This is a genomic window from Kordiimonas lipolytica (assembly GCF_001550065.1).
In genome coordinates this window covers 159,463-179,513 of the sequence record NZ_LRUB01000036.1, presented here as the reverse complement: position 1 = coordinate 179,513, position 20,051 = coordinate 159,463, and the positions used below count along the sequence as shown (strand labels likewise).

Below are 20,051 nucleotides of genomic sequence, written 5' to 3'. Positions count from 1 at the left end.
AAATTGACATCTAAAATTTCTGAACTTCTCCTGACAATAATTGTCACTAGCCAGGTGTATACGCTTCTCCACGACCCAAGTCACAAGAGCGAGGAGCAAAAAGATGACATCCCTGACCCTATACGCATTCCCCACAGCACCGGGCTATTTCAACGCAAGCCCCTATTGCGGCAAGGTTGATATCTTGCTTAAGGAAGCTGGCCTTGAGTTCACAACAGTGATGCCCGAAGACCCCAAAGGCTTTTCAAAAGGCAAGCTGCCCGTACTGAAGGATGGCGACCAGATTATCGAAGACAGTGAATTCATCCGCCTTCACCTGATCGAGAAGTATCGTGCCACGCTTGACCAGGGCCTTTCGCTTGAGGCCAAAGCTGTAGGCCACGCTGTATGCCGCATGCTGGAGGAACGAACCATCTATGGCTTGGCCTGGTCCCGCTGGGTAGAAGATGAAGGCTGGGCTCAGGCAAAAGAAATCTTCATGGAGGGCGACCCACACGGGTTCGGCGAGACCATGCGCCGTGAGATTCGTGAAGGCTACACTTATGCGGGATACGGGCGGCATTCAGCCGACGAGCAGCGGCAGTTTATCAAAACGGATATCGATTGCCTGGCCAACCTTCTTGGAGAGCAGGACTGGTTCCTCGCGAACCAGCCCACGTATCTGGACGCTACAGTCTTCAGCTTCGTTGCCAATTTTTACGCCAGTCCTATCAAGACATGGCTAATCCCGATCACGGCACAGCATGACAACCTCATTGCCTATTTTGAACGCGGGATGGAACGCTGGTACCCTGACGGCATGTACATGCTCGAACGCGAGGCTGCTGAATAGCTGGCGCTGTTCCGGCCACTCGGGGCCGCCAAACGGACAGAAAGAGGGGACAAACCATGTTTATCGTTTTCCTGAAACTTAAGGGCGACAAAAGCCGCATCCCGGACTTCATGGCCGATCATAAGGCGTGGATCGGAAAGGGGTTTGACGCAGGAACCTTCCTGGCCGTCGGGACGCTTGAACCGGGCTTGGGCGGCGCAATCCTGGCACACGGCGTTGGCCGCACCGACCTTGAAGCCTTCCTGAATGAAGACCCGTTCGTTGTGGAAGGCATTGCTGCGCCGGAAATCCACGAAGTCACCCCCGCACGGACGGAAGAGCGGCTGGCTTTCCTTATGCCATCCTGTGACTGAAGGAAAACTCATGCGCAAGATATTTGAAGGCCCGGACGGGCAACCACGCTGCCACTGGTGCGCCGCCACGGAAGGCTATATCCACTATCACGACCATGAGTGGGGCTTCCCGGTGGATAACGACATCCGCCTGTTTGAAAAAATCTGCCTGGAAGGGTTCCAGTCCGGCCTTAGCTGGCTGACGATCCTGAACAAGCGGGATAACTTCCGCGTCGCCTTTGAGGGGTTCGACTTTAACAAGGTCGCAAACTTCGGCGAAGCGGATGTGGAGCGCCTGCTCACGGACGCAGGTATCGTGCGCCACCGGGGCAAAATCGAAGCGGTGATCAACAATGCCGCCCGCGCGCAGGAAATGGTCGCGACCGAAGGTTCGCTTGCAGCCTTTTTCTGGCGCTATGAAGCCGATGACGCACAAGCAGTAAAGCACAAGCTGCCGTCAACCACTAACCAGTCAGTTGCCCTTTCGAAAGAACTCAAAAAACGCGGCTGGAAGTTTGTTGGCCCCACAACGGTCTATGCCTTCATGCAGGCTATGGGGCTGGTGAACGACCACGCCGAGGCCTGCAAAAGCCGCCTTGAGGTGATACGTGCGCGCAACGCCTTCACCAAACCATAACACCACGACACGATCAGCAGAGGAGACAAAAGATGATCGGATACACTACCGTTGGCACCAACGACATGGAAAAGGCTGCCGCCTTTTATGATGCGCTGTTTGCGGAAATGGGTGCCAAGCGCACCATGGACTATGACATGTTCAAGGTCTGGTCCACCGGTGACGGCGCTGGCTTTTCCATCACCTTGCCGTTCAATCAGGAAGCCGCCACTGTTGGCAATGGCGTGATGATCGCACTGACGGCAGACAGCCCCGAAACAGTAGACCGCCTGCATGCCAAAGCAATGGAACTGGGAGCTACAGACGAAGGCGCACCAGGTCCACGCGGAGACGGAGCCTTCTATGCTGGCTATTTCCGCGACCTTGATGGCAACAAGCTGAATTTCTTCCACTATAACCCGGCAGCGTAACAGCGGGCACAGCTTTACCCCTGAGGTGTCCCAGCACCTCTCCCTACCTTGTGGCCCGGGAATCCCGGGCCTTTCTTTTTCTTGCTGTCGTACCGCGGGGTTAGCGATTCAGAACCGCGTCCCTGAGCCCGGCGGCGGCGCCCATGATCTGGCCAATCAGGTCTTCCGGCACCTGCAGGTCAACGAGTGTGGCGTTCAGGTGTCCTGCAACCGCATCGAAATGCGCGTCACTCAGCCCTTTCTCCGCCACCAGGCCTGCGTGGGCCTTACGCATATAGGCATCGGCGCCCTTGGTCTCGCCCTTGAAAATGGTTGTGAAAAAGGCTTTCTGCTTGCGGTTCTGCGCACCCATTTCCACGCCTTCAAAGAAGGGTACCAACAATGGGTCCGCCATTACCTTGTCGTAAAACAGGTCCACCGCCGCATTCACGGCCGCTTCGCCGCCTACTGCTTGATAAAGTGTCATCTTTTGTTCTGTTTCCTCTTCCCAAAGTCACCTGCCAATGCAGGAGAGCGCAATCTAAGCATGGTCCTAGTTAACAAACTGTGATGTACATCACAGACACAAAAAAGCCCGACCAGAGTATCTCTGAGCCGGGCTTTCATTATCTGGTTAAGCTGTGGCGCCTACTTGTTCGCAGCTGCTTCCGCCGCGATGCCTTCTTCGATCAGGCTGGCAGCTTTTTCAGCGCCTTCCCAACCAACGATCTTCACCCATTTGCCGCTTTCCAGGTCTTTATAGTGCTGGAAGAAGTGAGCGATCTGGTCGAGGAAAATCTTCGGCAGCTCGTCATAGCTTTGTACGTCTTTGTAGAAGGGGTGCAGCTTGTCCACTGGCACCATCAGAAGCTTTTCGTCCATGCCAGCTTCATCTTCCATGATCAGCACGCCAAGTGGGCGGCAGCGCACTACAGCGCCCGGCATGATCGGTGTGCGGTTTGCCAGAAGCACGTCTACAGGGTCACCGTCATCCGCCAGCGTGTGCGGGATGAAGCCATAATTGCATGGATAGCGCATGCTGGTGTGCATGATGCGGTCCACAAACAGGGCGCCTGATTCTTTGTCCAGCTCGTATTTAACGGGTTCGGTGCCGGCTGGCACTTCGATGATAACGTTCACGTCCCAAGGGGCGTTTTCGCCAACGGAGATCTTCTTGATATCCATGGATATGCGTCCTTCAATTTGCCCCGAAATAGAATGGGGCTACTCAAAAATCGCACAAACACCAGAGTGGACGCCGGGGAGGCTACTGGACCGCTTGCCCCAGAAGGAGGGCCGCAAACACGATCCAGCCAAACGCGATGTTCGAGCGGAAAACTTCCAAACAGACAGCAGCATCATCGATATTGACGCGCCTTATCTGTGCGGCGAGGTGGAGCCCCGCAAGCGCGAGCACGGGATAATAGATTATGCCCAGATTTGCAAGGATTCCTGCGCCTAAAAGGGCAAAAATAAATAAACCGTAGAATAAGCTGATTGCAGGCCGGGTTTTCGCCCCCAAGGCAAGCGCCGTGGACTTGACGCCGATCAGCGCGTCGTCTTCCTTGTCCTGGTGGGCATAGATGGTGTCATACCCCAGCGTCCAGAAGAGCCCGCCTGCGTACAAAATGATCGCCGGCCAATCCAGGCTGCCGCGCACAGCGGCCCAGCCGACAAGCGCACCCCAGTTGAACGTCAGCCCCAGCCACGCCTGCGGCCAGTAGGTGATACGCTTCATGAAGGGGTAGATCGCCACCATCGCTAGCGAGCCAAGCCCCACCATGATGGCAAAAGGGTTGAGCTGGATCAGGACCAGAAACCCGATCAAGCACTGCAGCACAAGGAAGGCCCAGGCGCCCTTCAGGCTCACCTCACCCGCCGGGATGGGCCGGCTTTTGGTGCGTTCCACAGCGCCGTCGAAATTGCGGTCGATAATATCATTATAGGTGCAACCGGCACCACGCATCACCAGTGCGCCAATCGCAAACAACAGCATCAGGTAGCCGTGATGAAACGTAAGCGCGCCGTCCGCCGCCAATGCCGTTGACCACAGGCAGGGCCACAGAAGGAGCCAGGTGCCAACAGGTCGGTCCATCCGCGCGAGCTTCAGGTATGGCCTGAGGGCCGCAGGCGCGTGCCGGTAGACAAAGCTACCTTCCACCGCATCGGCCGTTTTCACCACGTCTTTTTTGTTGCGCCAAAACATGCATAGCGGCGTACGCGGCGGCGGCGATGATGTCAAGCAGATGCGCATGCGCCTTCACAGAATGACAGGCCGAAGAGTCTCTCAACAATAAAGGACAGGTCTTTGGACCGAAAATCTCATAAACGGAGGAAACACAATGGCGTGCAAAAACAGGAATGCATTTAAAGGGGCTACCGCGACCCTCGCGGCCGCACTGATGACAGCCCAGGTTTCAGCAGCAGACCCCGCCTTGCTGCTCGGGGACAGCATCTGCGACAATCAGGCAGATTCGTTCGACTTCGCCTGGGTCAACGCCAACAACCAGAATGTGCAACCATTTTTCCTCTCGGGCAATGATGCCAGCAATGGCACTATTACAGCGCTCGGGCACGCCAACCCCTTCAACGATTCAGATGATGTTTTCATCGCCCTTCATGGCTGGACGGATCTGGTCGGTGATTTCTCAGGCGCGGACTTTGCGACCGTGTTTCTAGCCAACCATGCAAGCACACCGCAAAACGTGACCTTCTATGTGTGCCAATCCGGCACGGTACCAAACGGCGGCGTCAGCAGCATGGCTGCCGTGGCGCGCAAATACCCCGGTCAGGCTGCCAACTCAACGCTGATTGGTGCTGTCAACGCTCCATCCCCGGGCACATGTCCGGCACTTGCGGTCAATGCCGCATCGGAACCCTTCAATACCATCACAACCATCCAGCCTGCGGTCTACCGCACAGGCATCAGCATGACCGCCGGTCACAACGCAGCAGAAAATACGCTCACAACCGCATGGACAGATGCAACCAACACGCCCTACCCCAACACGACGCAAAGCTTCAAAGACTATTGCACAGGCAAGCTGGCACAGGACCCAACGGGCGCATCGTGGGTCTTGAGTTTCCTGAACAATGTTGAAACCCAGTTTGCCAATGACTATCTGGGGCTGATCAACACCAATTATGGCGGCAATGCGCTCGCGACCTGCGGGCCGAACGTGCAGTGCGACTAGCGCTCAAGCGGCCTGGCAAATCGCCCGGGCCGCTAGACCACCTTTTCGGCAAGCGCCTTGCTCTCAGCCTTTGAAATCGTGATGGGTTTCCTGATTGGGCGCAGAGTATCCTTGTCAAAGAAAGGCTTCCAGCTTTTTCCGCCGCGAATGCGCCACCACAATAGAAGGCGCATGAGATGCGCGAGCATGCCCCAAACCTTCAGCTTCTCAGCGAGCGTCTGCGGGCGTTTCTCATTCGCCACCGCGCGCACGGGGCCAACCATTTCCACCACCGCCTGGTCAGTGCCCTTGTACCCTGTGCAGATGGGCAGCACGCCAAGGAAGGGCACGCCGCCCTTCGGCAATGTGTTGCCAAGCGGGGTCTTGCAGCAATCTGTATACCACCTGAGCGGCCCTTTGGGCGTCATGCGCACGCAGGCCAGATGCTCCAGCCCTTCCTTGATCTCGAAGGTCACCGGGTCAATCTGGAAAATGTTCGAGTATCCAGCTTCGTCCAGCATGTCGGCGGCGCGGCCCAGATAATGGGCGTAGGACTGGCAGCCCTTGCACGGGCACTGGACATGGTTGCTACTGGCGGCGGACAGACCATGGATCACGCCCTTCACCTTGCCGCATGTGCAACTAACCGAAACGTCTTTCGTCATGATCCCCCTCCTGTGCCTCACTCGTGAAACAGACGGTAAAAGGCTTTGCCGGCTGTTGCAATCCATCAGTGGCGTTCAGCTACCACCCTAGCCATCATCCGGCCCTGGATACTGGAACACCTTTTCCAGCGGCACGCCGAACACATGGGCGATCTGGAACGCGGCTTCGAGCGAAGGGGAATAGCGCCCCTGCTCAATCGCGATCACTGTCTGGCGCGTGACACCGATGCGGCGGGCCAGCTCTGCCTGCGTCATCTCATCCGCCATGAAGCGAAGCGTGCGGATATCGTTGGTGATGCGGGTTTTCTTCGCCATCGTCACACCCCGCGGCGATAATAATAAAGCTGGAACACACCCTTCACGATGCTTGATAGCACCATCGCGCCCAGCAGCGCGTTGGCCGTCCAGAACATGCTGAAGCCTGTCAGCATCATCACAAGCACGCCAAGCGCGCCTACGCTCAGCACGAAGCTGCCGCGATATTCGGCCTTCAGGTCCACCAACTTGTCGCGCTCGTCTTCAGTGTCTTCCACGTCGCCATGCCGCGTGACATCCACAATGGCGATCACGATATGCGCAATGATGGCAATCGCCACAAGCGCGGCAATGGTGATCGCCAGAACCGGTGCGATGGATGCAATGGCCACCGCGCCTTCTTCCACTGGCGCAGTTTCGGCGATGGCCAGCATCTGATTGAAATACCAACCGTAAACGAGGACCGTGCCCCCAAGCATCGCCGCCGTGCTTTTTTCATAAAAACCCATGTCTGGTTTCCTTTTCTTTATGTAAAATATTATTTACGTCATCAGATAGGGGCGTGCGGCGCATATGTCAATTATTTTTTACAATTAGTAGAAAATATTAAACAGGGTCATATGTCTCTGGGCAGAAATATTCTCATACCAATTCAAATCAGAACGGGACCTCTTCATCCCCATCTTTATCTTGAGGCTTAGGCAGTGCCTTTTTGGGGGGCTCTATTTGCTGGCGGTCATTCCATGGCGGCAAGCTATCACTCCATTTCTTTGCTTTGTCTAGCCAATCTAAAACACGGTCGATTCTCTCCCAAATTGGTTCGATTTCTTTTGACGCATTTCCAACTGCCCTAAACAGATCTACAACAAAGTTATTAAACGCTTCTGTTCTGGTCAGGCTGCGGTCCAACTCCGCAACAAAAGCGTTTAGTTTGCCAAACATTGCATCTCTTTTTTCCGGAGAAATATCCAGGTCATTCAGACTGCCCTTGATGGCATCGACCAAACTTCGAATTTTTGCTCTAGACGCCTCATCTAACAGCAAGATATTCTCAGCTCCTACTTTGATGCGTCGCGCTCTTTCCAGCTTAAATTTTAATGTCGTTCGATCCAGTTCACGGATTAATCGTTCGTATGTTACGCCTATCGCCGCTGTCCCTATTGAGTCTGAATCACCATCTAGGCGGACAAATTGTACGTCATAAACTTGCTGAAAAACCCAAACAGCATCTATCAATGATCGTTCTGGCCCCCAATCGCTTCTCCTCCCCCTTTCTTCTTCAGAAATTCTACGCTGTTCTTCGCAGTAAATAAGAAAAGCTTCTTCTGGATCGTCTGGAAGGCCGACAAAATCTTCGATCGATTGCATGAACACCCCTTTCATAACCGCATAGAGCACAAAACCATTGGTAGATAACTTTACTATCAAAATCCACCCTTCCCATCCCTCCCCTCTGCCCTAAATTGGGTGTAGGGTATTTGTGAAGGGGGATATGTGATGGAAAATCAGTTCGACACGCACGAGGTGTTCAACCAGCCGCCGGTGTATGACCATGTGAACCTCTATGAAACGGATGCGCCCTTAAAGGCTGCGCTCGCGGCGGAGGACGCAGGCTGGGCAGGTGCATCGCTTTCCGCTTTCGGCGCACAGCTGGGGACGGCCGAGGCCTTCCATCAGGCGCACTTGGCCAACACCCGCCTGCCAGAACTGAACACGTTCGACACGCAAGGGCACCGTCAGGACACGGTTGAGTTTCACCCCGCCTACCATCATTTCATGGACCTTTCGAAGCGCGCGGGCATCCACTGCGGCGCGTTTGACGGGCTGGCCACAGACGGGCGCGAAAAGGGCCTTGGCGTGGGCGCGGCCCGCGCGGCCAAGCATTATATGATGAGCCAGGTTGAGGCCGGGCACATCTGCCCTATCACCATGACCCACGCGGCAATCCCAGCGCTTCAGAACCAGCCGGATCTGTTCCGGGCGCTGTTGCCGAAGCTCTTGTCCCACACTTATGACCCCACTTTCCGCCCGATTGCCGATAAATCCGGCATCACCATTGGCATGGGCATGACCGAAAAACAGGGCGGCACGGACGTGCGCGCCAACACCACAGTCGCGGAGCCAATCGACGCAGGCGGGCCGGGCCAGCTTTACCGCATCACCGGGCATAAATGGTTCATGTCCGCCCCCATGTGCGACGCCTTCCTGGTATTGGCGCAAACCGGGAATGCGCTATCCGTTTTCTTCGTGCCGCGATTCACGGGCGACGGCACCATCAACGGGCTTCGCTTCCAGCGGCTGAAGAACAAGCTGGGCAATAAATCGAACGCCTCAAGTGAAGTGGAATTTGTTGGCGCCGAAGGCATGCTGATCGGCGATGAAGGCCGCGGCATCGCCAACATCATGACCATGGCCAACTATACGCGGCTGGATTGCGCGCTGGGGTCAGCGGGACTGATGCGGCAGGCGCTTTCGCGCGCAGTGCACCATGCGCAGTACCGCACTGTGTTCCAAAAGAAGCTGATCGACCAACCGATGATGACAGCGCTTCTGGCGGACATGAGCCTGGAGGTGGCCGCTGCCACACACCTGAGCATTCGCCTTGCGGGCGCCTATGAACGCATGGATGACCCCATGAACACTGCCTACGCCCGCCTGATGACGCCGGTGACCAAATATTGGGTCACCAAGCGCGGCCCCACACTGGGGTACGAGGCCATGGAATGCCTGGGCGGCAACGGCTATGTGGAAGACGGCGTTCTGGCCCGCATCTACCGTGAACTTCCAGTCAACAGCATCTGGGAGGGTTCCGGCTCCGTCATGTGCCTGGACCTCTTGCGCGTGGCAAGCCGCGAACGCGAAAGCCTTGAAGCGGTTATTGGATGGCTGAGCGAAGTCAAAGGCCGCTCAAGCCATTATGACGACGCGCTGGCGGAGCTCACGGACAATATCGCGGGCGGCCTGAATGAAGCGCTTGGGCGCTGGCTGACAGAAAGATTGGCCACGCTTGCCGCCGCGAAGCTCCTGATGGAACGAGCGCCTGAAAATGTGGCGGACGCCTATATCGGCACCCGACTTGACCCGTTTGGCCGGCATGGCGCCTACGGCAGCCTGCCCAAAGGCGTGGACGCCCGCGCAGTCATTGATGCAGTGGTGGCCTTTTAGGGGTGGAAAAATCGTCACTCGCCGGCTCGACCGGCGAGTCCACTGATTTAATGGATTCGCCGATCAAGTCGGCGAATGACACCGCACTTCAGGCGTAAAAGGCGAGGATGCCGAGATCCTTCTGGTGCCCAAGTTTCAACCCGCGCCCGTAGGAGGCGTGGCCATCCTTAGCGTGCCCGAGCTTAAGTCCCTGGCCCCTTTCCTTTTCCTCATCCTCGGGGATCGGGTTAAGGGGCTCGTTGGTCGCAAGCTTCGCAGCAACCTTTAGGCTAAGCACCTGTTTGTCCGTAAATTTCGATTTGTCGAACCGGTCGTCATGGATGTTCAATACGCCCACATCAGGCGTGGGCAAAAGATTAAAGGCCTTCAGGTCATCCAGCGTGATATCGCCTGCGCGCTTCTTCTGTTTCCCGGGAACCTCATCCGGCTTGGCCGCGATCTCGTCACGCTTCCTCAGGAATTCACTGACCTTGTCTTTCAGGTCACCCAGCTTGATTTCTGCACCGTTCAGGAAAATCGTGCCCTTGATATTGTTCGGGTTCGATGATCCGTTCCCGCCGTCAAGGCCCACCAGACGATATTTGGCGCCAGGATGATCCGAAAGGCTGAAGGCATAGCTGCCGCCTTCCTCGAAATGGATCACGCCCTTGCCGCCGGTACCGCCTTCGCCTGTAATGGTGACATTGATATTGAAGCTGCCATCCTTCGTGACCGCCACAGCGTTGGTGTCTGCCCCTGTTGTTGCTGTCGTGGCTGCCTCTGTGGCTGACAGGACTGGGGCAGTCGTGCTCGCAACATCATCGCCATTGGACGCGGTCAGCACGCCTGCACCACCAGCGCCCGGACCATAGGTCACGGCTGCTGTGGTCTCTGTCTGCTTTTTGATTTCATCGACAACATGGTCGTGCTTGCGCCTGCCAAAGGCAAAGCCTCGCTCGCGCGCCCCATTAAAGCGGAGCGCGTCACGATCTGCGTCCTGTCCATTTGATGCCGCAAACCGCGGCTGTTGCGCATATGCGCCCGCTACATTCTGTATCATGGTTCTTCCAACCAATTGCCGCTCCCCTTTTGGGAGCCTCATTGCTCGGCCAGAGTGTACGACAACCCGCATACGCTGTCACTGAACGCATAAAATTTGAATTAATGGTGGCACCAAAGTTCATATCTGCGCTATTCTGCATACGTGATCAAAGGAGTTTTTATGGTTGATATTCAACCCCTTAGCAGGCTGAAGGAACAGGACATACTGGCGCTGAACGAAGCCCATGTGCGCGAAACCTCGCACCTTGAGCCTGCAGAGTATCAGGCCATGGTTGCTGGCGCCTTTTACGCGTGCGGCGTTGCACCTGCACAGGCCTTTCTGATCGCCTTTGACGAAACGGCAGACTACAAAAGCCCCAATTTCCTTTGGTTCCGCGATAGGTACCAAAGCTTTGCCTATATTGACCGGGTGATCACCGCAGAAAGCGCTCGCGGCCAGGGCCTTGCCCGCGCCCTATATAACGACCTGTTCGCCAAAGCGCGGGCTTTGGGCAAACCCTGTGTGACCTGCGAGGTTAATATCGACCCGCCCAACCCGGGCTCAGACGCGTTCCATGCCCGCATGGGCTTCTCGGAAGTAGGCACCGGCGTGCTCAAGAGCGGCAAGCTGGTGCGCTATATGGTCAAGCAGCTGGCTTAATCCCCTTCGGCAGGCGTACAGCGTGGGTCTGCCGCCTGTATCTGGGCGATCTGCTTCCTGGTGATCGGGATCGGCAGGCAACCATGTCCCTGTTCACAGATCATGTCCCACTGCGGGCGCGCACGTTCATGGCATTCCAGGCAATTGCCACCAAATTTATTCACGGCCTGATCCGTGCCGCGCACTTTGATCAGGCTGCCGTCGGCCGACACGTCCAGCTCGAAAAACTCCCAGTCTTTGGTGCGTGGGCTCCAGCCCTTCTCGCGCTTGACCATCACTTCTGTTGGTACCAATTGCACGACTGAGCCGGGTGGGTAAACACCACCTTTTTTGCTGTTGGCCACTTCAAGCGTGGCTTCAAGGTCCCCCAAAAGGTTATCGACAAAAAAGTGCCGTACCTTCTGCATGTCGTTCAGGCATTTGAAGCTGTCGCTCGTGATATCAACCTGTTCGGCCCATGCCGCTGTGGTTGCCATAAGGCCTGCAAGCGCGTATGCGCCCAGTTTCCTGATCATGATGCTTCCCCTTCCTTTGTATTCCCCTTTCTACGTGAAATAGGCCCGCGCAGATGGGCGGCAAGAAAATTTCCTTGCGGCGAGGCGCGCATCAAGGCATCACCAACAGGAAGCCATCAACAACGCCGGGATATCCGCCCATGAGCAAGAAAATCCAGCACCGCCTGTATGTGGAAGCCGCCCTCCCGGGCGACGGCATGCTGACGCTGGGGCCTGACCAATCCCACTATCTGGCGAATGTGATGCGGGCACGGGTTGGTGACGCGGTAGCTCTGTTCAATGGCAGCGACGGTGAATGGGCGTCTGAAATCGCGAGCGTCCAGAAAAAGGCCGTGACGCTCAGCCTGGGCGCCAAGCTCAAGGACCAGCGCAAGGAGCCGGACCTATGGCTTGCCTTCGCCCCCATCAAAAAAGCCCGGTTGGACTTCATGGCGCAAAAGGCCACCGAACTGGGTGTAAGCCATATGATCCCCATGCTGACGCGGCGCACCATTGTTGACCGGGTGAAAACAGACCGGTTACACGCCAATGCCGTTGAGGCGGCCGAACAGTGTGAAAGGCTGAATGTGCCCACGGTGGGCGAACCCATCAAGCTCGACAAACTGATCGCCGACTGGCCGATGGACCGCAAGATCATGTTCTGCGACGAAGACCTTTCCGGTACGCCCGCCCATGTGGCGCTTCAGGCAGCCCATGATAAATCAGACCCGGCACCCTGGGGCATTCTGATTGGGCCCGAAGGCGGGTTTGACGACCACGAGCGGGCGCTCATTCGCGCACACCCCAACACGGTAGTGGTTGCCCTGGGTCCGCGCGTATTGCGCGCCGACACAGCGGCTATGTCAGCTATCAGCCTGTGGCAATCTGCTCTAGGTGATTGGTGACCCAAAATCACGTGGTGGAAGAAAAATTTTTCACAGCACCCCATAACAAATCAGAAAATAGCAAACAATTTCTGACAATATATTGGTATATTGTACCTCATCAACAGCGCCATGCAGGTTACAGAGGTTATAACAATGCCAAAAGATGGAATTCCATCCCTTCAGTCACCGGTTGACATTGCCAGCCTGGTCAAGGAAGCCTGCACGGCTGTCACCTGCGCCGCAGCTAACTGCCATAAAGATGAAATTACCCGCCTGATGGAACGCGTGCTGCCACACATCAAGCTGGACGACTTTTCAGACACCCCGGTAAATGCCCGCGGCTACCGCCGCAAGGTCCTCTATTCCCATCCGTCCGGCTTTTTTTCGGTACTGCAGGTGGAGTGGCATCCTGGCGCAGAAACCCCTGTTCATGGTCACAACGCTTGGGGCTGTGTAGGCGTGGTATCCGGCGAAATCGGGTGTGAGACTTACGCGCAGTGCGACAAGGGCGAGAACGGCGTGCGGTCGACAGGGAAAATCACCGCCGGCAAGGGTGCCATCGCAACGGTTAATCCAAACCCTGAAGGTATTCACCGCCTGTTTAACCCAACCGACAAGGTGACAACAACCATCCATGTTTACGGCATGGACCTGTCGGACAATCCGTGCGCCATCAATGTACCATATGGCCCATCTGCTCACAGGAATTAGATTTTTTCACTTGAACGCATTCATCGGTGAAAAGCCTGTCATTCCCTGACTTTTTCGACCAACCGGTCAGCGATCCCAGCCCGCCAAATCTGTAACTAACGCGTGACCGGGGTTTACTTTTCTTGATTGCTGCTTATCTAGGCCCTACTTTTTCTAAGTACAAAAGTTCGGTCGAGGAACACCCCTTTTATGTCAAGCGCCATCATCGAGTCCAAAGCACAGCTTGTGTCATACCTGGAACAGGGCTCGAAGCCTGACAGGTCGAACTGGCGCATCGGGTCCGAACACGAGAAATTCGTTTTTCATCGCGACACTAAAGCCCCCCTTGCTTGGGAAGGCGAAAACGGTCGCCCCGGCATCAAGGATGTTTTGCAGGCGTTCGTCGACAACGGCTGGGAAGCTGTGGAAGAAGGCGGCAAACTGATTGCCGCGAAAAAGAACGGCGCATCCGTGACACTGGAGCCCGGCGGGCAGTTTGAGCTGTCCGGCGCACCGCTTGAAAATATCCACCAGACCTGCGACGAAACATCCAGCCACCTGCGCTGTACCCGCGAAATTGGCGAACGGCTGAACATCGGCTTCCTGGGCCTTGGCTTCCACCCAACCCTCAAGCGCGAAGAAGTGCCGATCATGCCGAAGGCGCGCTATGACATCATGCGCGCCTATATGCCCAAGAAGGGTAACCTGGGTCTGGACATGATGCTGCGCACCTGCACCGTACAGGTGAATCTGGATTTCGCCGATGAGGCCGACATGGTGGAAAAATTCCGCATCAGCCTCGCGCTGCAGCCGCTGGCGACCGCGCTGTTCGCCAACTCGCCCCTCACCGAAGGCAAGCCAAACGGCTTCAAAAGCTATCGCAGCCACATCTGGACCGACACAGACCCGGACCGCTGCGGCACCTTGCCATTCGTGTTCGAAGACGGCATGGGGTTCGAGCGCTGGGTCGATCATGTTCTGGACGTGCCGATGTATTTCGTGCGCCGCGGCGGCAAATATATTGACGCCTCAGGCCAAAGCTTCCGGGACTTCATGAAAGGCGAACTGCCTGCCCTCCCCGGCGAGCTGCCAACCATGACCGACTGGGAAGACCATATGACCACGCTTTTCCCGGAAGTGCGCCTAAAGACATTCCTTGAAATGCGCGGGGCAGACGGTGGCCCCTGGAACCGCCTGTGCGCCCTGCCCGCACTGTGGGTTGGCCTTCTGTATGACACTGAGGCACAAGCCGCCGCGCATGATCTGATCAAGCGCTGGAGCGCCGAAGATGTCGCCAAAATGCGCGCCGATGTGCCGCGTCGCGGCCTTGAAGCCCAAGATCCCAAAGGCGGCTGCTTCCGCGATTTGGGCGAAGAGGTTCTCAAGATCGCTGATCTGGGGCTCAAAAACCGGGCCCGCCTGTCCTCCAGCGGCGATACCGAACAGGGTTTCCTGAACTCACTGTGGGAAAGTGTCGAGACCGGCATGACCCCAGCTGACCAGATCCTGCACAAATACCATGGCACCTGGGGCGGTGTTGAGCCGCTGTTTGACCAGCTAAGCTATTGATACAAGGCTTGCGGTAAGCGCTTGCGCACCATGGTAACTGCAGAGAATCTCTTGGGCCTTAAAGCCAGCGCAGGAATTCGATCAGCCAGATGATCAAGAGAGTAATTCCGGCCAGCACCCCGCCCCACATCAGGGCGAGCGGGAAGCTGGCAGTACGCGACAAGCTGTTCTTGAAATAGCTGTCGCACTGCAGGCAGTGATACCAGCGCTCACCCCTGCTGGCCTTCAGCTTGATCCCCGGGATGATGGTGGGCACCGCGCCTTCAAAGGGGTGCACCCGCTCCGAACCGCAGTGACGACAGGCGAGTTCCTCGCCGTCTTCATCCATCCGCGTCGGCAGCTGGCAACGCGGCATGGTGGCCACTTTGTTGAGGACAGCGTCCACCCGCACCTTGTCGATTGCCCGCACCATCACGTCCGTGCGCAGGCCGATATTCATCGCGCTCATATTCTCGTTGGTGAGAAACACGTCAACGCCGTTGGCATTCAGCACCGACTTCAAAAGCTGGGCATCAGACGCCGACAGCCCGGTCCGGACCGGGATCAAACGGTTATGGTCCTCAAATACCTGCGTCATGGCATCAATCATTCAACCCGGTGTCGAACCCGTCGATCGACACCAGATTTTTCTCTTGCTGATAGGCGCGGATACCGTCTTCGCCCTTTCTTTCAGCGGATTTAACCAAAGTCTGACGTTCGGCCACCAGCTCCATTTCAGGCACGGCATAGCCACAGCTTGTCTGTGTGCTTTCCACATCCACCAGAATGATCTGGCGGGCGCCAGGCTGGTCTGGGAAGTTTGCCTTCAGGGCGCCGAACCCGTCATGGTGCGGCCTTACCACCCTGCCCCGGCCGTATATGCGGTAGATGAGCGCATTACGCGTGAAGCTGTTAAACATCAGCGTAATGCGGCCATCGTTTTTGATGTGGGCGGCTGTCTCATTGCCGCTTCCGGTCATATCCAGATAGCCACAAAGCTTTGGCGAGAGCACACGAAAACAATCCATGCCCTTGGGGCTCAGGTTGATCCGCCCCTCAGCGCAGGCCGACGCCGTGAAAAACATCGGCTGTGCCTCCACAAACGCTTTGTGCTTGTCAGTGATATGATCGAAAAAGTCCGCCATCAGATGCTCCAGTATTTGAGCGCAATCTGACCGAACATGACAAGAAGCACAAGGCCGCTAAGCGTGAAAGCCGTGAAACGGTGCATCACATTGTTGTAACTGGAATGAATGAGGGTGTGAACAAGGCGCAGAGCCACATAAGCCCAAGCCAGTTTCGCCGTCAGCCCATCGCCAAGACCGGTGATCATCGCGCCTAGGCACAGCACATAAAAAAGCACCGGCATTTCAAACAGGTGATTGTAGTTTTCCGCAGCATAACGGGCCTTCGGCGGCAGTTTTGCCAAATTCGCCTTGTCCTGCATCTGTTCCTTGGTTGGCTTCGCTGCCGCCATGGCAGGCAGACGCCGCCAATACAGGATAAGCCAAGCCACGAATGTAAGCGCCACCTGCGCAAGCACAGGCCCCAAAAGTGCATTGTCCATAATTCTCTCCCTCGATCTTTGTTGGTCTGCATCCAATAGGCCACAATTTGCGGAAAAATACCACGCCGCGGCCCGTGGTCATAAATATGAGATAATTCATCGGCATGAACAGTGCCAATCTGTGTATAGGGCCGGTGCCAATAATGAATTCATCTGAAAGAAACAAAGCGCGCATCAGACTACGTCTGCTCAAGTGGGTAGCATTACCCTTGGCTATTATCCTGCTGGTGCTCGGTTTCCTGACTCTGCCCTTGCCGCTTCCCACTGGCATTGTGCTGATTGCTCTTGGCTTCTCATTGGCCGCCTTCCACCCTGGCATGCGCCGCTGGATCAGGCGCACGCGCGGGCGCTATCCGGTCGCCAACAGCAAGATCCGCCTTATCACACCACGCCTTCCGGGCTTCATCCGCCGCGCCCTGCAGCGAACGGACAGCCGCGCACCCTGACTTCATTCATGAGGCCAGATCATCGATTTATGGCAAGTTGCGACTTGCCCAAGGAACAATTTCAGCTGTAGGTTTTCAGCTGCAAGGAGCGCCCGAGGATGATCACAACCCGCGACTATAGCCCCACTGACTGGCCCGATGTGGACCGCATCTACCGCGAAGGCATCAAGACAGGTCTCGCCACCTTCGAGACCAAGCCGAAGGCGCAGGCCGATTTTGAAGGCAAAAGCATCAAAAACAGCACGCTGGTTGCCACCGAAGACGACCATGTTCTGGGCTGGGCCGTCATGTGGCCGGTATCCGACCGCTGCGTCTATGGTGGCGTCGCGGAGGTCAGCGTTTATGTGGGAGAAGACGCGCGGGGCAAAGGCGTGGGAAAATTGTTGCTGAATGCGTTGATCACACGTTCCGAAGAACTGGGCTTTTGGACATTGCAGGCTGGCATTTTCCCTGAAAATGAAGCCTCAAGAGCGATCCACGAAGCCTGCGGATTCCGTGTTTTCGGCGTACGGGAACGTATCGGCCAGCTGCATGGTGTGTGGAAAGACAATATGCAGCTTGAGCGCCGCAGCAGCATCAATGGCATTGACTAAATCAAAAATTGCAGAGATGCAATTTCCTTGTGTTCTTGTTTTGTTCCTGTTATCATCTCCCAAATCCAGGATGGGGGATGACCATGAAACAACTGCTTGTACTCATACTTGTCTTTAGCCTTTTGTCGGGCTCGGCGCTGGCGGACGCGCCCTCAAAATCTTATGAAGACATGACAGTCGCAGAACTGAAGGCTGTCGATACAAAAACACTCAGCCGCGATGAAAGAAAACACCTGAAGAAGGTGCTTAAGGCCAAGAAAAAGGCAGAAAAGGCTCGCATCAAGGCTGAGAAAAGGCGCTTAAAGGCTGAGAGAAAGGCCGAAAAGGCCCGTATCAAGGCCGAGAAAAAGCGTGCGAAGGCTGAGGCCAAGCGGCTCAGGAAAGCCCGCAAGGCAGCGACAAAACAGCTGGCCCTCATTGAAACCGTTTATAAAAATTCCGGCATCTACCGCGACCCGGGCTACAGCAACCTGCGCATTCGCGGCGCCGACGCAAAAATCAGCACATCGGAAGCGATTTTCGCACTCAGCAGCAATGGCGGCCATGTGGGCTATTTCATCCGCACCTACTTCAACCCCCTTACAGGTGGCCTGAGCCCGCAGATTTATATGACCGTTAGTTTCTCTGACGTTGTAGACCAGGACATGCTGTACGAAAAAGGCATGACCGCCGAAGCTATGGCAAATCGGAACGGATGGTGGAAAAATTACCGCTGGGCAGCGCTCCGCAATGGTGCGGGCCGCAGGCTCACCCCGGTTGATCGATACAGCAATAATTCGCCCTATTATGCTTCCTTTTTTGAGGAATATATCATCCAACTGGCATTTGAAGACATCACAGCCGCCGTGAAGGCTGGCACGGCACTCCGTGTTGAAGTGAGTTCGCCCTCGCGCGGGGCTTACCCCTTCACCATTGCCGTGTCCTATGATTATCTGCTGGGGTACCTTATGCGCCTGTCGGAAGCTGATCAGCGTCTTGCCCATATGAAAGGCTGGGCAAACCCGCGCATCATGGCGCTTAAAGAAACGCTCGCCGAAGCCACGACAAGCACCACCCCCTAGACACTGTCTGGCTTTTCAACCACCAGAATGCGCGCCTCGCCCAAGGGGTGCGCAACGTGGGCGTCGCCCACGCCCGCGTGATAGATTTCGCCCACCTCCATCCGGGTGACCGTCACCTCGCCTGCAGCGTCTTTGGTGTGCATATCCACCACGCCGTCCAGCACCACGAAGACCTCTTCGCCTTCATTGACATGCCACTTGTAAGGCTGGTCGGTCCAGTGCAGGCGTACACTTGCGCCCTCCACAGTTGCCACATCCATGGCACCCCAGGCGCGGTCGGCAGTGAAATCTTTTGCTTTGATAAATGTCATGCTGTCGCCTCCATACTTTACGGCGACTATATCACCCCGGCGGCAGGCATGCCTGCCAGTTTGTTTACCAAACCTGCCAATCAGGCGGTCGATAGGCCGAGGTCCCGTTGCTGCTTTTTGGTCAGCTTGGCGGCGATGATGGCGTGGGCGTCAGCGATATAGGATTTTACATCATCGTCACTGAGCGTCTCGTCCGTTTGCACCTGCACCCATTTGGCGCGCGCCAGATAGGGCGCCGGCACCACGCCCGGCAATTCGCACAGCACCTGATAGCTGTGGTCAGCGCATTTGAAGCTGATGCAATCACGGTCCACCGGGCCCCAATGCGAGCAGATGGCGAAGATTTTCCCGCCCACCTTCCAGACACTTGAGTTGCCCCACTGCACCACGCTTGAGGTGGCTGTTAGAGACTTGCAGTAAGCGTCGAATTCATCGCGGTTCATTCAATCACCCGTTTTTCTCATTTAAAAGTGAGAAACTCCGATCAACAAAGCGCAGAAGCTTGACATACTCTGGGCCAAAAGCTCTCATAGATTTGTCATCCAAGACTTTGCTGATCTTCAATTCTTTTCTAATCGGCTGCAACACGGATGTGATCCGCCCTAGCTCCCAGACAATCGTCACAATCATGTTTAGTGTAGCAATTGAGATAGTAGATGGTTGTCCACGCAATCCAATTCCATAACTTTTAGACCGTCCCAAATTTGGGTAAAGCGAGATTACCCCTACCGTATGGTTTGGATGTTCAGCGATAGATAAAATGTCATCTGTGTCTTTTCGGAAATCATTCCAATATTGTTCCAAAAGATTGTCATCCGATCCCGTCAATTCATTGAATGCCAGAACTGCTAACTTCCTCAACTTTCCTTTTGCCATCCGAAGAAAATACAGTTCCTTTGATTCTTCAACGGAATCACAATTCACAAATTCAGCTGCAAATTTAGGAAACGCTGCAACCGCCCATGCGACATCTGTCTTCTCTCGAGCGGCTCTAATCAAGTTTCGAGCCTGCACATCGAAACCCATTGCCACCAATTCCGCGGCAGCTGTTAGATCTGTTGCAATGTTGGCACGAACACTAAGGCCCGCAGCTATATTAGGCGGGATAGGTTCCTTTTTCACTTCAGTATATACCTGCCCCCATAGGTGGTGCTCATAGCAAACGAACCCCAAACAATCTATGAAGTACGGAACGGCCTTTAAGTAAGCATAAAGATGCCTTGGGTAATCCGAACGCTTCAAGCCGCAAGCAAATTGAAAATCGGAGTCCCCCAACTCCATTTCAAGCAACACGTCTTGGAGGTCACCTACCCTCAAATACATGA

Annotated in this window: 27 protein-coding genes; 13 read left to right on the top strand and 14 right to left on the bottom strand. The window is 55.7% G+C overall.

The features are described from left to right. Window positions 1-103 precede the first annotated feature (103 nt). From KORM41_RS20565 to KORM41_RS20550, 4 genes are read left to right on the top strand one after another with little or no spacing between them, the layout of a single operon-like run. On the top strand, window positions 104-832 hold the full coding sequence (locus tag KORM41_RS20565) for a glutathione S-transferase family protein (protein WP_068153030.1): 729 nt from the start codon (window positions 104-106) through the stop codon (window positions 830-832). 56 nt (window positions 833-888) lie between these two features. Beyond that, a complete protein-coding gene (locus KORM41_RS20560) occupies window positions 889-1,185 on the top strand; it encodes a YciI family protein (RefSeq protein WP_068153027.1) in 297 nt (98 codons plus the stop codon). 10 nt (window positions 1,186-1,195) lie between these two features. Further along, on the top strand, window positions 1,196-1,801 hold the full coding sequence (locus KORM41_RS20555; protein ID WP_068153024.1) for a DNA-3-methyladenine glycosylase I: 606 nt from the start codon (window positions 1,196-1,198) through the stop codon (window positions 1,799-1,801). Between the two features lie 32 nt (window positions 1,802-1,833). After that, a complete protein-coding gene (locus KORM41_RS20550; RefSeq protein ID WP_068153021.1) occupies window positions 1,834-2,211 on the top strand; it encodes a VOC family protein in 378 nt (125 codons plus the stop codon). Window positions 2,212-2,311: 100 nt separating this feature from the next. Here KORM41_RS20550 and KORM41_RS20545 read toward each other — a convergent pair whose 3' ends face one another. From KORM41_RS20545 to ubiA, 3 genes are all read right to left on the bottom strand, one after another. Beyond that, the gene (locus tag KORM41_RS20545) at window positions 2,312-2,677 is read right to left on the bottom strand and encodes a group I truncated hemoglobin (RefSeq protein WP_068153017.1); all 366 of its coding nucleotides are present in this window, start codon (window positions 2,675-2,677) and stop codon (window positions 2,312-2,314) included. A gap of 161 nt (window positions 2,678-2,838) precedes the next feature. Beyond that, window positions 2,839-3,375, bottom strand: coding sequence for an inorganic diphosphatase (ppa, locus tag KORM41_RS20540; protein ID WP_068153014.1), 537 nt, complete (start codon window positions 3,373-3,375; stop codon window positions 2,839-2,841). A gap of 82 nt (window positions 3,376-3,457) precedes the next feature. Then, on the bottom strand, window positions 3,458-4,396 hold the full coding sequence (gene ubiA, locus KORM41_RS20535; RefSeq protein ID WP_068153496.1) for a 4-hydroxybenzoate octaprenyltransferase: 939 nt from the start codon (window positions 4,394-4,396) through the stop codon (window positions 3,458-3,460). A 136-nt stretch (window positions 4,397-4,532) separates the two neighbouring features. On the opposite strand from ubiA, the gene KORM41_RS20530 reads away from it, so the two are divergent. Beyond that, window positions 4,533-5,384, top strand: coding sequence for a hypothetical protein (locus tag KORM41_RS20530; RefSeq protein ID WP_068153009.1), 852 nt, complete (start codon window positions 4,533-4,535; stop codon window positions 5,382-5,384). A 32-nt stretch (window positions 5,385-5,416) separates the two neighbouring features. Here the strand turns inward: KORM41_RS20530 and KORM41_RS20525 are convergent, their stop codons facing one another. The 3 genes from KORM41_RS20525 to KORM41_RS20510 form a co-directional block, all read right to left on the bottom strand. Continuing rightward, window positions 5,417-6,028, bottom strand: a complete 612-nt coding sequence (locus tag KORM41_RS20525; RefSeq protein ID WP_068153004.1) for a DUF6151 family protein — start codon at window positions 6,026-6,028, stop codon at window positions 5,417-5,419. An 87-nt stretch (window positions 6,029-6,115) separates the two neighbouring features. Beyond that, complete coding sequence (locus tag KORM41_RS21620) at window positions 6,116-6,511, bottom strand: helix-turn-helix transcriptional regulator (RefSeq protein ID WP_082720110.1); 396 nt, start codon at window positions 6,509-6,511, stop codon at window positions 6,116-6,118. A 429-nt stretch (window positions 6,512-6,940) separates the two neighbouring features. Beyond that, the gene (locus tag KORM41_RS20510) at window positions 6,941-7,651 is read right to left on the bottom strand and encodes a hypothetical protein (protein WP_156432080.1); all 711 of its coding nucleotides are present in this window, start codon (window positions 7,649-7,651) and stop codon (window positions 6,941-6,943) included. Between the two features lie 129 nt (window positions 7,652-7,780). On the opposite strand from KORM41_RS20510, the gene KORM41_RS20505 reads away from it, so the two are divergent. Then, window positions 7,781-9,448 (top strand): isovaleryl-CoA dehydrogenase, encoded by a 1,668-nt coding sequence (locus tag KORM41_RS20505; protein WP_068152991.1) that lies wholly within the window; start codon window positions 7,781-7,783, stop codon window positions 9,446-9,448. An 88-nt stretch (window positions 9,449-9,536) separates the two neighbouring features. Here the strand turns inward: KORM41_RS20505 and KORM41_RS20500 are convergent, their stop codons facing one another. Beyond that, window positions 9,537-10,487 (bottom strand): hypothetical protein, encoded by a 951-nt coding sequence (locus KORM41_RS20500; protein WP_068152987.1) that lies wholly within the window; start codon window positions 10,485-10,487, stop codon window positions 9,537-9,539. 162 nt (window positions 10,488-10,649) lie between these two features. On the opposite strand from KORM41_RS20500, the gene KORM41_RS20495 reads away from it, so the two are divergent. Beyond that, window positions 10,650-11,129 (top strand): GNAT family N-acetyltransferase, encoded by a 480-nt coding sequence (locus KORM41_RS20495; RefSeq protein WP_068152984.1) that lies wholly within the window; start codon window positions 10,650-10,652, stop codon window positions 11,127-11,129. Here the strand turns inward: KORM41_RS20495 and KORM41_RS20490 are convergent. Then, a complete protein-coding gene (locus KORM41_RS20490) occupies window positions 11,126-11,644 on the bottom strand; it encodes a hypothetical protein (RefSeq protein ID WP_082720108.1) in 519 nt (172 codons plus the stop codon). The genes KORM41_RS20495 and KORM41_RS20490 overlap by 4 nt on opposite strands. Window positions 11,645-11,784: 140 nt before the next feature. Here KORM41_RS20490 and KORM41_RS20485 point away from each other — a divergent pair, with 140 nt between their 5' ends. The 3 genes from KORM41_RS20485 (at window position 11,785) to KORM41_RS20475 (ending at window position 14,769) form a co-directional block, all read left to right on the top strand. Then, on the top strand, window positions 11,785-12,528 hold the full coding sequence (locus KORM41_RS20485; RefSeq protein ID WP_068153493.1) for a 16S rRNA (uracil(1498)-N(3))-methyltransferase: 744 nt from the start codon (window positions 11,785-11,787) through the stop codon (window positions 12,526-12,528). Between the two features lie 135 nt (window positions 12,529-12,663). Continuing rightward, window positions 12,664-13,221, top strand: coding sequence for a cysteine dioxygenase (locus KORM41_RS20480; protein ID WP_197421339.1), 558 nt, complete (start codon window positions 12,664-12,666; stop codon window positions 13,219-13,221). 189 nt (window positions 13,222-13,410) lie between these two features. After that, window positions 13,411-14,769 (top strand): glutamate--cysteine ligase, encoded by a 1,359-nt coding sequence (locus KORM41_RS20475; protein WP_068152978.1) that lies wholly within the window; start codon window positions 13,411-13,413, stop codon window positions 14,767-14,769. Window positions 14,770-14,827: 58 nt separating this feature from the next. Here KORM41_RS20475 and KORM41_RS20470 read toward each other — a convergent pair whose 3' ends face one another. The 3 genes from KORM41_RS20470 to KORM41_RS20460 are packed head-to-tail and all read right to left on the bottom strand — an operon-like array spanning window position 14,828 to window position 16,315. Continuing rightward, window positions 14,828-15,346 carry a hypothetical protein gene (locus KORM41_RS20470; protein WP_156432078.1) on the bottom strand — a complete coding sequence of 173 codons (519 nt, stop codon included), beginning with the start codon at window positions 15,344-15,346 and terminating at the stop codon, window positions 14,828-14,830. A gap of 4 nt (window positions 15,347-15,350) precedes the next feature. Next, on the bottom strand, window positions 15,351-15,893 hold the full coding sequence (locus KORM41_RS20465) for a pyridoxamine 5'-phosphate oxidase family protein (RefSeq protein WP_068152974.1): 543 nt from the start codon (window positions 15,891-15,893) through the stop codon (window positions 15,351-15,353). Next, complete coding sequence (locus KORM41_RS20460) at window positions 15,893-16,315, bottom strand: MAPEG family protein (protein WP_068152972.1); 423 nt, start codon at window positions 16,313-16,315, stop codon at window positions 15,893-15,895. Before KORM41_RS20460 ends, KORM41_RS20465 begins: the two co-directional genes overlap by 1 nt. 209 nt (window positions 16,316-16,524) lie before the next feature. Here KORM41_RS20460 and KORM41_RS20455 point away from each other — a divergent pair, with 209 nt between their 5' ends. The 3 genes from KORM41_RS20455 (at window position 16,525) to KORM41_RS20445 (ending at window position 18,415) form a co-directional block, all read left to right on the top strand. Continuing rightward, window positions 16,525-16,761 (top strand): hypothetical protein, encoded by a 237-nt coding sequence (locus KORM41_RS20455; RefSeq protein ID WP_068152969.1) that lies wholly within the window; start codon window positions 16,525-16,527, stop codon window positions 16,759-16,761. A gap of 98 nt (window positions 16,762-16,859) precedes the next feature. Then, window positions 16,860-17,354 (top strand): GNAT family N-acetyltransferase, encoded by a 495-nt coding sequence (locus tag KORM41_RS20450; protein WP_068152967.1) that lies wholly within the window; start codon window positions 16,860-16,862, stop codon window positions 17,352-17,354. Window positions 17,355-17,437: 83 nt separating this feature from the next. Beyond that, complete coding sequence (locus KORM41_RS20445; protein WP_068152963.1) at window positions 17,438-18,415, top strand: hypothetical protein; 978 nt, start codon at window positions 17,438-17,440, stop codon at window positions 18,413-18,415. Here the strand turns inward: KORM41_RS20445 and KORM41_RS20440 are convergent. From KORM41_RS20440 to KORM41_RS20430, 3 genes are all read right to left on the bottom strand, one after another. Continuing rightward, window positions 18,412-18,726, bottom strand: coding sequence for a cupin domain-containing protein (locus tag KORM41_RS20440; RefSeq protein WP_068152962.1), 315 nt, complete (start codon window positions 18,724-18,726; stop codon window positions 18,412-18,414). The genes KORM41_RS20445 and KORM41_RS20440 overlap by 4 nt on opposite strands. 80 nt (window positions 18,727-18,806) lie before the next feature. After that, window positions 18,807-19,169: an MmcQ/YjbR family DNA-binding protein gene (locus tag KORM41_RS20435; RefSeq protein WP_068152959.1), complete on the bottom strand. Its 363-nt coding sequence runs from the start codon at window positions 19,167-19,169 to the stop codon at window positions 18,807-18,809. A 4-nt stretch (window positions 19,170-19,173) separates the two neighbouring features. Further along, the gene (locus KORM41_RS20430; RefSeq protein WP_068152956.1) at window positions 19,174-20,049 is read right to left on the bottom strand and encodes a hypothetical protein; all 876 of its coding nucleotides are present in this window, start codon (window positions 20,047-20,049) and stop codon (window positions 19,174-19,176) included. Window positions 20,050-20,051: the final 2 nt, after the last annotated feature.

What these genes read in the sequence shown, in the direction of transcription:
- KORM41_RS20565 (WP_068153030.1), top strand. Translation starts at nt 104, where the DNA reads ATGACATCCCTGACCCTATACGCATTCCCCACAGCACCGGGCTATTTC.
- KORM41_RS20560 (WP_068153027.1), top strand. Translation starts at nt 889, where the DNA reads ATGTTTATCGTTTTCCTGAAACTTAAGGGCGACAAAAGCCGCATCCCG.
- KORM41_RS20555 (WP_068153024.1), top strand. Translation starts at nt 1,196, where the DNA reads ATGCGCAAGATATTTGAAGGCCCGGACGGGCAACCACGCTGCCACTGG.
- KORM41_RS20550 (WP_068153021.1), top strand. Translation starts at nt 1,834, where the DNA reads ATGATCGGATACACTACCGTTGGCACCAACGACATGGAAAAGGCTGCC.
- KORM41_RS20545 (WP_068153017.1), bottom strand. Translation starts at nt 2,677, where the DNA reads ATGACACTTTATCAAGCAGTAGGCGGCGAAGCGGCCGTGAATGCGGCG.
- ppa (WP_068153014.1), bottom strand. Translation starts at nt 3,375, where the DNA reads ATGGATATCAAGAAGATCTCCGTTGGCGAAAACGCCCCTTGGGACGTG.
- ubiA (WP_068153496.1), bottom strand. Translation starts at nt 4,396, where the DNA reads ATGTTTTGGCGCAACAAAAAAGACGTGGTGAAAACGGCCGATGCGGTG.
- KORM41_RS20530 (WP_068153009.1), top strand. Translation starts at nt 4,533, where the DNA reads ATGGCGTGCAAAAACAGGAATGCATTTAAAGGGGCTACCGCGACCCTC.
- KORM41_RS20525 (WP_068153004.1), bottom strand. Translation starts at nt 6,028, where the DNA reads ATGACGAAAGACGTTTCGGTTAGTTGCACATGCGGCAAGGTGAAGGGC.
- KORM41_RS20510 (WP_156432080.1), bottom strand. Translation starts at nt 7,651, where the DNA reads ATGCAATCGATCGAAGATTTTGTCGGCCTTCCAGACGATCCAGAAGAA.
- KORM41_RS20505 (WP_068152991.1), top strand. Translation starts at nt 7,781, where the DNA reads ATGGAAAATCAGTTCGACACGCACGAGGTGTTCAACCAGCCGCCGGTG.
- KORM41_RS20500 (WP_068152987.1), bottom strand. Translation starts at nt 10,487, where the DNA reads ATGATACAGAATGTAGCGGGCGCATATGCGCAACAGCCGCGGTTTGCG.
- KORM41_RS20495 (WP_068152984.1), top strand. Translation starts at nt 10,650, where the DNA reads ATGGTTGATATTCAACCCCTTAGCAGGCTGAAGGAACAGGACATACTG.
- KORM41_RS20490 (WP_082720108.1), bottom strand. Translation starts at nt 11,644, where the DNA reads ATGATCAGGAAACTGGGCGCATACGCGCTTGCAGGCCTTATGGCAACC.
- KORM41_RS20485 (WP_068153493.1), top strand. Translation starts at nt 11,785, where the DNA reads ATGAGCAAGAAAATCCAGCACCGCCTGTATGTGGAAGCCGCCCTCCCG.
- KORM41_RS20480 (WP_197421339.1), top strand. Translation starts at nt 12,664, where the DNA reads ATGCCAAAAGATGGAATTCCATCCCTTCAGTCACCGGTTGACATTGCC.
- KORM41_RS20475 (WP_068152978.1), top strand. Translation starts at nt 13,411, where the DNA reads ATGTCAAGCGCCATCATCGAGTCCAAAGCACAGCTTGTGTCATACCTG.
- KORM41_RS20470 (WP_156432078.1), bottom strand. Translation starts at nt 15,346, where the DNA reads ATGACGCAGGTATTTGAGGACCATAACCGTTTGATCCCGGTCCGGACC.
- KORM41_RS20465 (WP_068152974.1), bottom strand. Translation starts at nt 15,893, where the DNA reads ATGGCGGACTTTTTCGATCATATCACTGACAAGCACAAAGCGTTTGTG.
- KORM41_RS20460 (WP_068152972.1), bottom strand. Translation starts at nt 16,315, where the DNA reads ATGGACAATGCACTTTTGGGGCCTGTGCTTGCGCAGGTGGCGCTTACA.
- KORM41_RS20450 (WP_068152967.1), top strand. Translation starts at nt 16,860, where the DNA reads ATGATCACAACCCGCGACTATAGCCCCACTGACTGGCCCGATGTGGAC.
- KORM41_RS20445 (WP_068152963.1), top strand. Translation starts at nt 17,438, where the DNA reads ATGAAACAACTGCTTGTACTCATACTTGTCTTTAGCCTTTTGTCGGGC.
- KORM41_RS20440 (WP_068152962.1), bottom strand. Translation starts at nt 18,726, where the DNA reads ATGACATTTATCAAAGCAAAAGATTTCACTGCCGACCGCGCCTGGGGT.
- KORM41_RS20435 (WP_068152959.1), bottom strand. Translation starts at nt 19,169, where the DNA reads ATGAACCGCGATGAATTCGACGCTTACTGCAAGTCTCTAACAGCCACC.
- KORM41_RS20430 (WP_068152956.1), bottom strand. Translation starts at nt 20,049, where the DNA reads ATGTATTTGAGGGTAGGTGACCTCCAAGACGTGTTGCTTGAAATGGAG.